Origin of the sequence: Shewanella sp. DAU305 (assembly GCF_026802235.1) — a bacterium.
Lineage (GTDB): Bacteria > Pseudomonadota > Gammaproteobacteria > Enterobacterales > Shewanellaceae > Shewanella > Shewanella baltica.
In genome coordinates, this window is the sequence record NZ_CP113808.1 from 1,354,181 (window position 1) to 1,366,954 (window position 12,774).

The 12,774-nt window shown below is 48.3% G+C and carries 10 protein-coding genes, 1 pseudogene and 1 riboswitch; all 11 genes and pseudogenes read right to left on the reverse strand.

Translation table 11 applies throughout. The features are described from left to right. Positions 1-141: 141 nt before the first annotated feature. Positions 142-573, reverse strand: a complete 432-nt coding sequence (gene napB / locus OX890_RS05915; protein WP_006086009.1) for a nitrate reductase cytochrome c-type subunit NapB — start codon at positions 571-573, stop codon at positions 142-144. Then, a pseudogene (gene napA, locus OX890_RS05920) lies at positions 570-3,063 on the reverse strand (nitrate reductase catalytic subunit NapA). Before napA ends, napB begins: the two are co-directional and overlap by 4 nt. Then, positions 3,060-3,329 (reverse strand): chaperone NapD, encoded by a 270-nt coding sequence (locus OX890_RS05925; RefSeq protein ID WP_006086007.1) that lies wholly within the window; start codon positions 3,327-3,329, stop codon positions 3,060-3,062. The pseudogene napA and the gene OX890_RS05925 overlap by 4 nt, the downstream one beginning before the upstream one ends. 253 nt (positions 3,330-3,582) lie before the next feature. Then, the gene (locus tag OX890_RS05930) at positions 3,583-5,226 is read right to left on the reverse strand and encodes a DUF7305 domain-containing protein (protein ID WP_268650242.1); all 1,644 of its coding nucleotides are present in this window, start codon (positions 5,224-5,226) and stop codon (positions 3,583-3,585) included. An 18-nt stretch (positions 5,227-5,244) separates the two neighbouring features. After that, positions 5,245-5,814: a PilW family protein gene (locus tag OX890_RS05935; RefSeq protein WP_259560246.1), complete on the reverse strand. Its 570-nt coding sequence runs from the start codon at positions 5,812-5,814 to the stop codon at positions 5,245-5,247. A gap of 2 nt (positions 5,815-5,816) precedes the next feature. Further along, a complete protein-coding gene (locus OX890_RS05940) occupies positions 5,817-6,227 on the reverse strand; it encodes a type IV pilus modification PilV family protein (RefSeq protein WP_006086004.1) in 411 nt (136 codons plus the stop codon). Then, positions 6,224-6,661, reverse strand: coding sequence for a GspH/FimT family pseudopilin (locus OX890_RS05945; protein WP_107946583.1), 438 nt, complete (start codon positions 6,659-6,661; stop codon positions 6,224-6,226). The genes OX890_RS05940 and OX890_RS05945 overlap by 4 nt, the downstream gene beginning before the upstream one ends. Next, entirely contained in the window at positions 6,662-7,042 is a 381-nt protein-coding gene (locus OX890_RS05950; RefSeq protein ID WP_310473064.1) for a type IV pilin protein, read from the reverse strand. Between the two features lie 317 nt (positions 7,043-7,359). Beyond that, positions 7,360-8,598: a lipocalin-like domain-containing protein gene (locus OX890_RS05955; protein ID WP_268650243.1), complete on the reverse strand. Its 1,239-nt coding sequence runs from the start codon at positions 8,596-8,598 to the stop codon at positions 7,360-7,362. Then, positions 8,598-11,237 carry an ABC transporter permease gene (locus OX890_RS05960; RefSeq protein ID WP_268650244.1) on the reverse strand — a complete coding sequence of 880 codons (2,640 nt, stop codon included), beginning with the start codon at positions 11,235-11,237 and terminating at the stop codon, positions 8,598-8,600. The genes OX890_RS05955 and OX890_RS05960 overlap by 1 nt, the downstream gene beginning before the upstream one ends. Then, positions 11,227-11,937 carry an ABC transporter ATP-binding protein gene (locus tag OX890_RS05965; protein WP_006082983.1) on the reverse strand — a complete coding sequence of 237 codons (711 nt, stop codon included), beginning with the start codon at positions 11,935-11,937 and terminating at the stop codon, positions 11,227-11,229. The genes OX890_RS05960 and OX890_RS05965 overlap by 11 nt, the downstream gene beginning before the upstream one ends. A gap of 463 nt (positions 11,938-12,400) precedes the next feature. Continuing rightward, a riboswitch (glycine riboswitch) is annotated at positions 12,401-12,529 on the forward strand. Positions 12,530-12,774 lie beyond the last annotated feature (245 nt).

The following is a 12,774-nucleotide window of genomic DNA, read 5'->3' on the forward strand; positions in this document are numbered from 1 at the left end:
AACCAGCGATAGACGTTTAGTCTTATATTTACTTGAATACTCATTGCTGGCTCTAAGCCTACTCATTAGGATAGGACGCTTAAATAGCAAAAAAGCCACCCTCATAAATTCGGGTGGCTTTGCTTTGCAGGGGAAGGTGATTTACTTGTCTGAGAACTGATTCTCCACGAGTGGTTGTTTGTTTTCGGCTTGAGCGACGTGGCATTGAGTACAGAAATAGTTATGCCCGTTAACTGTGCCTTTATCATCAATCACATGGGACTTAGCAACAGGCGTGGCTTTCATGCGTTTTGCTTTGTCCCAACTATGGCAGCTTAGACAGCCATTTTTATCTAAGGTGATCTTGTAATCGTCCTTATGTGGGATGAGCGGTGGTTGCTCGCTAAAGCTGCGCTCAATGGCGGTGCCGCGATTGGGATAAATCGCCATGGCATCGGCTGGGCGAATGTCGGTGATCGCCATGTTTCCTGCGAGGGATTGAATATTAACTGGCGCTGCATTGGTGTCGGTTTGCTGACCGGAACAGCCGGTAATGGCGACGAGTAACGCAGTTAAGGTGAGTATTTTTCTCATTGGTTATTCTCCGCCTTGAAGACTTTCACTGGGCATTTTTTAAAGTCAGTTTCTTTTGACAGGGGATCGGTCGCATCCAATATCAGTTTGTTGACTAACTGGCGTGCATCGAAGAAAGGCATAAATACCACGCCGCGTGGCGGTTTGTTACGGCCTTTGGTCTCGACACGAGTTTTTACTTCACCCCGTGGTGATGCGACTATGACTTCATCACCGCGTTGTACACCGCGGGCTTTGGCATCTTCTGGGTGCATAAAAATCTGCGCGTCGGGAAAGGCGCGGTAAAGCTCAGGTACGCGGGCTGTCATCGAGCCTGTGTGCCAATGTTCCAGCACGCGGCCAGTCGACATCCACAGATCGTATTCTTTATTCGGCTCTTCGGCGGCGGGTTCGTAGGGCAGGGCGAAGATCACCGCTTTACCATCTGGCTTGCCATAGAATTTAAAGCCTTCACCCGCTTTGACATAAGGGTCGCTCCCCTCAACGAAACGGCGCAGGGTTTCTTTGCCATTAACGACTGGCCAGCGTAGGCCGCGGGTTTCGTGGTAACGGTCAAAGTCAGCTAGATCATGGCCGTGACCACGACCGAATGTGGCGTATTCTTCAAAAATGCCTTTTTGCAGATAGAAACCAAAGTGTTCGCTCTCATCGTTTAATTCGGCTTTGCAATCGGATGTGGGGAACTTGTCGATCACGCCATTGGCAAATAGCACTTCATATAAGGTTTTATCCGCGTATTCCGGTTGTTTGGCTATCAGTTCGGCTGGCCAGACTTCGGAGACTTTGAAACGTTTTGAAAACTCGACTAGTTGCCACAGATCTGAGGTTGCGCCTTCGGGGCTTTTACTTGCTGATGCCACATATGAGTACGGCGCTCGGCATTGCCGTAAGCTCCTTCTTTTTCGACCCACATTGCTGTTGGCAAAATCAAATCCGCCGCCATGGCTGTGATGGTTGGGTAGGGATCTGAAACCACGATAAAGTTTTCTGGATTACGGAAACCCGGATAGATTTCATCGTTGATGTTAGGGCCAGCTTGCATATTATTGGTACACATGGTCCAGTAGCAGTTGAGCTTGCCATCTTTGAGCATACGGCTCTGGAGTACGGCATGGTAGCCAGGTTTTGCGGGAATCGTCCCAGCAGGCACTTGCCATAGCTTTTCGGTAATGGCGCGGTGCTTGTCGTTGGTCACTTCCATATCGGCGGGTAAACGATGGGCGAACGTCCCCACTTCACGGGCAGTCCCGCAAGCCGAAGGTTGACCCGTTAACGAGAATGGACTGTTACCCGGTGTAGCAATTTTGCCCGTGAGTAAGTGGATGTTGTAGAGCATGTTGTTTGCCCACACGCCGCGAACATGTTGGTTAATGCCCATGGTCCACAGACTCATCACTTTAACGTTAGGATCGGCATAGGCCTTGGCTAAGGTTGCTAATTTCTCGGGCTCCACACCACTCATCTTAGCCGCGTATTCCAGCGTATATGTGCTGACAAACTTGGCATACTCGTCAAAGCTAATCGGTGTCGATTTACCATTGCCTGGATTTTTGGCTTTTTTCTCTAATGGATGATCTGGACGCAGGCCATAGCCGATATCGTCAACGCCTAAGGCAAACTTAGTGTGTTTAGTGACAAAGTCGGTATTAACCGCGTTATTTTGAATAATGTAATTGGCAATAAAGTTGAGGATCACTAAGTCCGATTGCGGGCGGAACACCATAGGATTATCGGCTAAATCGAAGCTGCGATTTTCAAAGGTCGACAGCACATGCACGCGGCAAGTTGGACTGCTTAAACGTCTATCGGATAAACGTGCCCATAGAATTGGGTGCATCTCGGCCATGTTCGCGCCCCAAAGCACAAACTGATCGGCGGCTTCTAAATCGTCATAACAACCCATGGGTTCATCGATACCGAAGGTGCGCATAAAGCCGCCTACGGCAGAGGCCATGCAGTGGCGTGCGTTAGGGTCGATATTGTTGGTAAGGAAACCTGCTTTATGAAGTTTAGAGGCGGCATAACCTTCCCAAATAGTCCATTGACCTGAACCAAACATACCTACAGACGTCGGGCCTTTGGTGGCGAGACTGTGTTTCCATTTAGCCGCCATAGTATCAAAGGCCATATCCCAACTGATTGGGGTGAACTCGCCTTCTTTATGGTATTTGCCGTCTTTCATCCGCAGCAAGGGCGTGGTTAATCTGTCCTTGCCGTACATGATTTTTGAGAGGAAATAACCTTTAATACAGTTAAGGCCACGGTTGACTGGACTTTCAGGATCGCCCTTAGTAGCAACGACTTTACCCGCTTTGGTGCCGACTAATACGCTACAACCCACACCGCAGAAGCGGCAAGGGCTTTATCCCATTTGATATTGTCTGGCTGTTCGGCGGCTTCAACCATTTTAATGGGAAGCGTGACACCAACGGCTGTTGCGGCGGCAACCGCTGCGTTGGCCTTGAGAAACTCGCGGCGGCTTATGCTCATAATCTTTCCTCACTCTCTTGTTCTAAAGGTGCGACTTGGTGGTAAATCAAACTGGCAGATAACACGCCCGACAGGGCATTGATGGCTTCAATATTGTCGAGTATCGCCCTTTGGCTACTCCCTTCGAGGGTGACAACCAATTTCCCCTCGGGCGTAACCGCATGAATATCGGCGCCCAATAATGAGCGGATATTGGCTTCAACCTGCTGTAAGACTTTAGGCGCGGCATGCACCACAAGGCTGGTGACGTGGTATTCCTGACTCATAAGGGCTGACCTGTATTGGCGTTAACTCGGTTGCTTAATATTAAAAAGGAGAGCAACCGAGTGCTGATACTGGCGAGTCTAGACCTGATAAAAAATGTGGGTATACCTCACAAGAGGTATTACAAGCGATAGTCGATCCGGATCAAAGTTTTGCGAGTGATCTAACTCTCAGTTTGAAATTTAAGCGGTGAGTTTATTGCTGATGAGGTGTGTTGTACTTGGCCGTATATGGGATACGGCCAATAATTCAAGTTTATAAATATTGCCAACCTTTAAGCAATATCGCGGGTGGAATGGCATTGTCACTGCCCAAATCGGCTTCGCCTAGGGCATTGTCATAATGGATCTTGCCATTGCCCGTGGCGGTGATGGATTTTCCTCTTACTGAGCCGAAGATTTCGGGGCCACCGGGCAGATTGACTTTGGATTTAGGCGCATAAAGCGCGGCGTAAATCGGCACGCTTCCACTGACAGTAACATCTTTATTTGAACTCGAATAAATCGCTAACGGCGGTTTATTGCTGCTGGTTAGGGTTTGGCTTTTAATGCTATTACCGTTATTGGTACCCGCCGTAAAGGAAATCTCACCATTCACAAATAGCGTTAGGCTTGAGCCTGGGGCGATATTGAGTTGGTTTGCGCCACTCATTTTAAAGTCACCATTGATGATCAGTGTGACATCCCCACCGCTGATGTTTAATACACCATCGCTACTCATGACTAAACTGTCGAGATTAAATACTGGGGTTTCAGAACCGAAGATGTTTTCGGAGCTTGAGGACAGTGCTGGAAACGCATTACTGTTACCTGAACTCGCAGTCGAACCCGTTGGGGAAAGGGTGACATTCTGGGTTGATGCAATTGTTCTCGCGCCATTGTTGGGCATTTTAAACCCTCCCATTACGGCACCAATATCTAATGGATCACAGGACTTAGTGGGGACGGGAGGGACATTAGGCACTTGTTTCACTGCTTGGCCAATGCTGCTATTTTGATGGAAGTTGCCATCACCGCCATATTGAAGCGTCCCATTCACTTTGGCACCGGGAGCCGTTGATGCGTTGTTATTGGCTTGCACTGAGCCTTCAACTGTCCCACTGTTCTTTAGCTCGAAATTCTGACCCGCAGCGATATTCCCCCCGACAGTACCTGTGCCTAAGATGACATCTTTATTGCTCTGAATATTGCCCATTAATGAAGATGAGCCTGTCAATGTAACATTTCCCGTTGCACTGACATCGCCGTAAATCGGCGAATTGCCCGACAAGGTTACATCGGCATTCGGTTCAACCGTCGTCACATTGCCTTTGCCGTGCTTATTGAGTTGGCTGTTGCCTTGATCATTATTGAAGCTATCGCCGTAGGCGCCTTTTCGTGAGTCATAACCATCGATTGTGCTACTACCAGTAAGATTGAGGCTCTCGCAGGAAACGATGGCATCGTTAAAAATGTTATTGCCCTTTGCGCCTTTTAGAGCGAAGAGTGCATTGAGTTTGGCCTGACCTTCTAAGTGTTGCCCAGTGCTGTTGACGCTGAGTTCGGCGCTCGGGGTCACGGTTTTTGTCAACGTATAGGCGCTGCTGTCGATACTGCCTGAGGCACTCTTTGGCAGACTGTCATTTAAGGAGGCCGCCGTGCTTTGAGGCGCTTTAATTAAAGTCGCTTTGAGGGTGTTATAGCTTTCATACATGCCTTGTTCGGCGGTGAGTTGCGCATTGACTTGCTTCTGGAAGTTCCCGCTCAGTCGCTCTTGTACTAAGTTATCTCGCAATGATGTCACGACTAATAAACTGGCTAATAGGCTGAAGACTAAGACGATAAGTAACACTGCACCCTTTTGCTTATTGATACTGCCGCGAGGTGGCGAAGCGTGAGCAAATGAACGTCCCGTGTGCATGTCCGTGCTTCCTTGTGCCTATGGCACTTGTTGTGAATTAATGGCTTGTTGCCAAAGGGGTTTACGCAGTGCGACCTGCAAGCTAATACCCTGACCATATTGCGTCGGCAAAGCTAAGGGCTTCAGATTGATACTGACGAGTTCACCAGCTTGAGAGAAGTGAGCCGCTTCTAGCCCGGTGAGGAGTGTTTGCGCGCCATCACCATCGTTGCAGGATAAGTTAGGTGCCATAAAGCTAAATGTTTCAATATAATCAGCGGTTTTACTTTGGCCTAAACAGCTAATACTTGGTTGGCTTGCGGAGGCGCGCGTGCTTAAGACGAGTTCGTTAGCCGATACATTTGCGACGTTATCAGCCTGTTTGATGCTTTTACTGAGCGTTAGCGTGGCGTATCTTAAGGCGTCAGCGGCATTTTCTAGACGTTTACTTTCCTCAACGGTGGCCTTAAGTGGCGCAAAGAAATTGATCACAGCGATCATGATGATCAGCCCTAATACCATGGCAATCATCAGTTCGGATAAGCTAAACCCCGATTGTCTTAAGGCGGGTTTAATGTGTCTCCATTGAGTGTGATGAGCTGAAATCACAGTTAGGCCTTACACAGATGGGGAAAACTGGCGTTAAGACTGACGCTATTATCGGTATCGACTCGACCATCTTGCCAAGTCACAGTAATTGCCATGTTGTCTTGATAAGTGGCGGGTAACACTAAGTCAAAGCCTACGGGGAAATCTTGGCTTAAACTGGCTCTAAAATTGATATCTTCGAAACGGGCGGGTTGCTTTTGCACTTCGCATAATCTTGGCCAAATCTGTTCAATGACATTTTGCGCTTGCACTGTGGCAACTGTGTATTGAAAGCTATTGGTGGCATGTTGTAGCGATGATAGCTGCGCTTTTGCCAGTGCAAGCAATGAAGTGACTGATACCACGAGTGAGACTAAAACTTCTGTCATGGTAAAGCCAAGGTGTTTTTTACCTATGTGATTAAAGGCTTTCATGCACAATCCCCGCTCTGAAGCTGACTTTGGCCGCTCGGTAAAATGCATAAATTCATGTTTTCACCTTGACTGTTCGCCAATGAAATACTGGTTTTGGCTGTATTGCCCGTGGCACTGATACTGATACTAGCCAGTCCTGTTACAGCAACCCCACGTGTCGGGGGCGTAAAAACCTTCAATTCGTTATCGTCGCTATCTTTAATGACCCAAAGTCCCGCTTCTGTTGCCGTGAGGGTAATTGAAGTGCTGCGTTTTATCGCTTCGCTGCGGGCAAATTTATAGCTAGAGACCAATTCATTCGCGGCAGCGGTTAGCTGTTCACGTGCCATAACATCGCGGTACGAAGGGAGTGCTAAGCTGCCTAAAATACCGATAATCGCGACGGTAACCATAAGCTCAACTAAGGTAAATCCTTGATTCCACGTGTTCGACATTTAATTTGTCCAACAATTGGCAGCAGGAGTTCGCACGCCTTTCTGATTAATGCTTAAGGTGCCACAGCTATCCGATTGGCGGCTGGTTGGGACTGCCGAGAGGGAGAAACTTAACTTGTCGTCCGCCGGTGTGTAGCTAAAAGTGTAGTAAGGACTGTTGGTTAAGGTTTGCGCAGCAGGATACTTACCTTGACGGGAATAATTGCGTTCTAATGCTTGCACGCTCGTCATCAAATATTGCTGGGCATCGAAACGACGACCTTGCTTTAGGTATTCGGAAAAAGAAGGGATAGCGATAGCGGCGAGAATGCCGATGATGGTTACGACGATCATGAGTTCAATTAAGGTAAAACCTTTCTCTATGCGGATGATAGAACTCATTCACAACTCCATTTGTGCTGGTTGATGCGTATTGCAGTTACTCATTAACGTGAGAGTTAAACTGTTATCTGTATGCTATGACAACGTTGTCATTTCAATTTATGATAATGTATTTGGGTTGACATTAAAATGCAACAATTGGTTGATTATTAGTCTTGAACTCGATCGCAAATAGGGTGTTATTGTGGGCTTGGTCACGTATTGCGTATTGCGATGTCTTTATACAACAGCAGCTTAAGATCATTCTCTGAATAACTATCTTGTTATGCTACTTCGCGCTGACTTAGCATTTCTGGTTATAAGAACTATGTTTGGGCTCAATAGCCCGTCAGTTCCATATAACCTGTACCAGTATGGCTGCCAGCGAGTTGTACTGGGCCTTCCCAGTAGGGTGTCGATAATGGCATGGCGCTATTAGGATTGAGCGGGGTGATAGTGAGATCGATATCCTCGCTGGGGATCTTAACTTGCCAGCAGACGGGATAGTCGCCATTGACTGTGTGTTGCCATTTAAGAGGCGTCATCTGAATGTCATTGGGATTGTCGGTGGAATTGATATTGCGCCCAGTGCCATCGGTAAACATTCTTCTGGCGCTATAAAATGCCGAGATAGGCGCATTTTTTGCGGACTCTGCTGGAGACTGATCCCGTAGCTGAAACAACATCAGCGTCGAGTCATCGTTTAACCTGAGCGCGAACCAATCCCAGCCTTGTTGCGTTTTAGTGAGAAATTGCGAGCTCCATTCTCTGTCGAGCCAGCCTTGGCCTGTGACTCGCTCCATTTTGCCATTGCGGTTGATTTCACCTGAAATTTCAATAAAGGGTTGGCTGTAATAGTAAGAGGCTACTTGGCCGTCGCGGCTTTTAAGGCTATAGCCGTTAACGCCTTGGTATTGCAGTGGCGCTTGGCTATTAAGCTGAAGTCGATAGCTAAAATCAGAATTCTCCACCGTTAAGGTCGCGGGAAAGAGTGCATTGGTTTCGCTCTGCCAGCGCCAGTTATCGAGGCGGATTTGATAGGGATCCAATTTAACCTCGGCAAACTCGCTATGGCGGCGCGACCACTTTTCGTGAGCCAGATGAGTTTGACTCGAGGTTAATGCGCTGTGGGCCAAGTAAAGTTGCTGAGTCGCCCAAGTTGATTCACTTTTGGGTGTTGCATCAGTTGCTTGCAGATCTGTTGTGTGTGAAATGATTGCTTGCAGAGTTGTTTCTTGCGGAACTAATGTTTGCAAATCTGTGGGGTTAAGGGCAACTCTAAACTGCGTCCACTGAGCGCCGAGTTGCTCACCTGTTTCTGTGGTTAAATTGGCGGTCAGATACCACCATTCTTGGCGAAAGTGATTGTGCGCCAAGTGATCCCGCGGAAATTCAAATCTATAGCCGGGAACAACAGGGGCAAAGGCTAAATCATCTTGATTAGTCGAGGTTTTCCCCACCACATTGGCCATGGATTTGGACTGAGTATTTGGGGTCGATGGTGTTTTATCACAGCCGCCGATCAGCATTAACCCAACGACTGCCCATACAATACTGTTCAGATTGAGTGTTTTCATCACAGTGTCTCCTGCTGCAGACTGGCGACCAGTGGTTTGCGGGTTTGCCAATATAGCGGCAAGAGCACGGCTAAGGTGCAGGTGGCTAAGGCAATCAGTATTGCTTCGCCATAGGCTTGCCAATCCCAAATCATTTTTATCGTCCAGCCAAAGGCTTGCAAGGTGATCTTGTTGATGAGCAGGTAACCTAATAGCGCACCCGTTGGCATAGCGAGCAGACAAGTGATCAGCACCACTATCAGCATTTGCATAAACACCATACCGCGCAGAGCATTACGACTGACGCCGAGGGAATACAGCCGTGCCAGTGGCGCCTGCCTTGCCTGAGTCAACATTAAACAGGCACTAAAGAGGCCAATCGCGGCAACAATCAGCGTCAAACTATTTAGCACTAAGGTAATCGAAAAAGTCCGCTTAAACATGGCGATAGCTTGGGTTTTAATCTTAGTTTGGCTGTAGATTTGTGCTTGAGATAAGCCTAACTCGGTAGCCAGTTGGATTTGCAGTTCATCGAGCTGTGTTTCACTTATCTTGCTGCCCTGCGCGTCACCATGAAAACTCGCCGCCAAGCTGACTGGCAGCACAGGTAACTGTGCCTTTTGCCAAAGCGGCTGACTGATAATCACCTCGTTGCGGGTATTACCGTGGTCATAATAAATGCCGCCGATAATGGCTTTGCTGCTACCGGTTTGCTTAAGCGCATCCAATGACACGCTATCGCCAAGCTGCAATTGATATTTAATGGCTAAGGGCTCGCTCACTAAGATAACGGGGGCGTTAAAGTAGGATTGCCACAGTGTAGGCAGGCTTTCTTTTAGGGCGCTGGTGTGGCGAATCGAATATTCATCACGGCTAAGTAGGCTAATTGGAATCGTCAACTCGCTTGAATTATCCGTCGATGCAGGGGGTGAAAGCTGGGCTTCAATTTGCCACTGCTGATAAAGACCGCTGACTCTAGGATCGTGCATCAGTTGGGTTTGAATCGTGTCGATGCGCTGGCTCGGTGGGCGAATGTAGAGATCGGCATGCAAGCGGGTTTCTAGCCAAGTCCGCAGGGTTTGCTCGAAGCTTCCCACTAGGGTGTTCATTGATACATTGGCACTGAGCGCCAGCAAGATTGCCATCATAGCCAAGGAGAGCGGTGCGATAAGCTCACGGGTTTCGGCGAGCAGATATTGCCAAAGTCCAGGGCGGGCCAAGGGCATTAACGCACTGACGCCCCAATGTAATAATTGCGGCAACAACAAGGGAATAGCGATAGCGACGATACCGAGTAACACTAAGCTGATGTTATAGCTTTGACTGAAGGGAAATAGCAGCGCCGCTACGGTCAGTAAACCACAGGCTAAGACAAATTGAATACTATGGGTTTTGCGGTGTGCCTGCATCTGCTGATAACGATTCGCCCCTTGTGCCAATGCTTGGCGCGTAAGATCTAAATACAAGGGCAAGCAAGCGGCGAACGCAGCGCCTAAGGTGAGGGCAATTGCCTCGATAAGCCAAGTCCATTGCCAAATACCGGGGAGTAAGTGGGCGCCATACATTTGCTCTAAGGTCATGGCGACCATAGGTTGCAGCCAGTGGCTGAGTTGCAAGCCACTGATAAAGCCCAAACTTGAGCCTATGACAACCAACAAAATTAATTCTAACATTAGCGCCGTCATCAAGGCGCGGCGCTCGATTCCCTGTTGCAATAACTGCACTAACAGTTTTTGCCGTTTCATTAGGCTGTAGCGCACACCGTTGTAGGCGATAAAAAGGCCGACAACGAAGGCTAACATGCTCATGGCATTGAGATTAAGATGAAAACTGCGGGTCAGCGCTATCAGTGCTTGGCCTTGATCTTGCTGGCTAAAACTGGCCTTTTGCGGCGTAATCCCTAAAGCGTCGAGTTGGGATTTTAGTTGAGGTAAGTTTTCTCGCTCGCTGAACATGGCGATATAGCTTAATCGGCCTTGCATGTTCAGTAATTGCTGGGCGAGGGAAATATCGGCCAAGATGGCGCTGCCGAGGCCAAAATTGTTATCAATTGCAATGACATCTAAGGTACTATTTTCTAAAACAAGTTTACCGTCTGGCGCTACTTTTGTGGCGAGGCTGTGGCTCATTATTACTGTGGGGGCGCCGTTGAGGAGATCGGCAAGCGGTAACTCATTCATCTGTGGCGAGGTCGTTGACTGCGTTTCAGTCGAGGCGTGACTTCTCGATTTTTGTAGCGTTAATGCGGCAATCAAATCGCTGCCTTCCAGTTGCCAAAACTGACCATTCTTACCGGAAATTTTGCCATTCACCACGGCGAGACCCTGACTTAATCCGGCTCGTCTTAAGGCGAAATAAACAGATTCATCTAAGGTGTTTTGTCCAAGGGGCGGAGTAAGTAGTACATCGGCACGCTGGCTCAAAAGCTCAGTCGCATCGCTATAACTGCGCACCGCATTGTCGTTGGTCGCTTTAACCCCAATCAGCAGAGTCACGGCCAAGGCGATACCGAGTAGAATCGCGCACGCCTGCAAGGGCGCATGACGATAATGGGCGATAAACACCTTTAGGCTGAGCCACGTCAGCCTCAGCCAAGTTTGCTTAAGTTCTATCTGCTTAAGTTCTGTGGGAGTCGCCTTAGTGAGCGGTTTATTGTTCATAGATAGCGACTGCACCTTGGGATAAGTGCCAACGTTTTTGCATGAAGGCGGCGCACTCTTCACTGTGAGTAACCATTAAGATACTGGTTTGGCTTTCCCGTGCCAGTTCACACAGTAATGCCATGACTTGCTTACCCGATACATCATCTAAGTTACCTGTGGGTTCGTCGGCAAGTAGCAATGTCGGTTTATGGGCTAAGGCGCGGGCGATGGCGACGCGCTGTTGTTGACCGCCGGACAGGGCTTCAACTTGGCGGTGAAGTAATGGCATCAGCCCAAGTTTTTCAACCAGATAGTCACACCAGGCAGACCACGGCTGCGCGGTTAAACTTAAGGAGAAGGCGATATTGTCTTTCACGTTGAGTGGCGTGAGTAAGTTAAATTGCTGAAACACGACACCTAAGGAATTGCGCCTGAAACGGCTCCAATCTTTGTCTTGCCAAGTTGAGGTGGACGCTTGTTCTAGTAAGATTTCGCCCGAGTCTGGCATTTCAAAACCGGCGATCAGGTTGAGTAAGGTGCTCTTGCCGCTGCCGCTGGGACCTGTGAGTGCCACGGTTTCGCCTCTATGGATCTGTAGGTCAACCGCTTGCAGTACCTGATGATATTGCTCGCCATCGCGAAAGCACTTGCTGATTTGGTTAAGCTTGGCGACTGGGTGAAGCTTGTCGACAGGATTTGGTTTAGCGACGTCGGCCATTGAGCAACTCCTTTATATCCATTGGCGGCTTATTTGGTAAGCAGTGTTTCAAGCTGTGGCTCCAACATATCCTGGCTGCAATTTAGCATTGCAATCCCGTGTTCAAGATAAAGCATTTTCTATTCAGATAGATACTGATTTTTCCAGTAATGGGATCATAAACGGGATCACAAAACATAAATCGTCACTTGCCGTAAAAATAGTCAATTGAATTAAATCCTCGACGAACTGTGAGCAAACGGCTTGAGCTGACGCCGCGTTTGTTGCATTCTGTGCGTCCTGTTAGCTTGGGAGTCAATCTCAATCTAACAATCCGTTCGGATGAAGGTAGCAGGAGAGTGGGGAATTGACCCCACACCGACGAGGCAACTTTGGTTTTATTTGAAGCGACGGTTTTATTGAATCGAATCTTCCCATAAAAACAAAGCACTCTTTCAGGTGCCGATAGGCGTGGACTGTTACTGGACGAGCCTCTGGAGAGACTGCCAATTGCACTTAATTTAAAGTGTGATCAGGTGGCGCCGAAGGCGAAAGTGTCGTGGTGTTATTGAAGCGACGCGAAACGCTCAGGCAAAAGGACAGAGGAGAGGATGACTGCACAGTCCCTGTCGTTTGTCGTCGTGGGCTATTTTTACCCTTTGCTTGATATAGTGTATTTTTGCATCTATTAAAAGCACTCGTTTAGAGGACTCGCTTGCTGCGCATTTCGCGTTCAGCTGGGGCGAATCTCAGTCGAGAACAGGCTAGAAATAGTTTGCAATAGCGTCCGACTGCGGCGCGTCACAGCCATTTCTTTTCCTCCTCCGTTTATTAATTTTGTTGTTTAATATTCGAGGA

Coding starts and splice junctions, on each gene's coding strand:
- napB (WP_006086009.1), bottom strand. CDS start 573: ATGAGAAAAATACTCACCTTAACTGCGTTACTCGTCGCCATTACCGGC.
- OX890_RS05940 (WP_006086004.1), bottom strand. CDS start 6,227: ATGAAAGCCTTTAATCACATAGGTAAAAAACACCTTGGCTTTACCATG.
- OX890_RS05930 (WP_268650242.1), bottom strand. CDS start 5,226: ATGCACACGGGACGTTCATTTGCTCACGCTTCGCCACCTCGCGGCAGT.
- OX890_RS05950 (WP_310473064.1), bottom strand. CDS start 7,042: ATGAGTTCTATCATCCGCATAGAGAAAGGTTTTACCTTAATTGAACTC.
- OX890_RS05925 (WP_006086007.1), bottom strand. CDS start 3,329: ATGAGTCAGGAATACCACGTCACCAGCCTTGTGGTGCATGCCGCGCCT.
- OX890_RS05960 (WP_268650244.1), bottom strand. CDS start 11,237: ATGAACAATAAACCGCTCACTAAGGCGACTCCCACAGAACTTAAGCAG.
- OX890_RS05955 (WP_268650243.1), bottom strand. CDS start 8,598: ATGAAAACACTCAATCTGAACAGTATTGTATGGGCAGTCGTTGGGTTA.
- OX890_RS05965 (WP_006082983.1), bottom strand. CDS start 11,937: ATGGCCGACGTCGCTAAACCAAATCCTGTCGACAAGCTTCACCCAGTC.
- OX890_RS05945 (WP_107946583.1), bottom strand. CDS start 6,661: ATGTCGAACACGTGGAATCAAGGATTTACCTTAGTTGAGCTTATGGTT.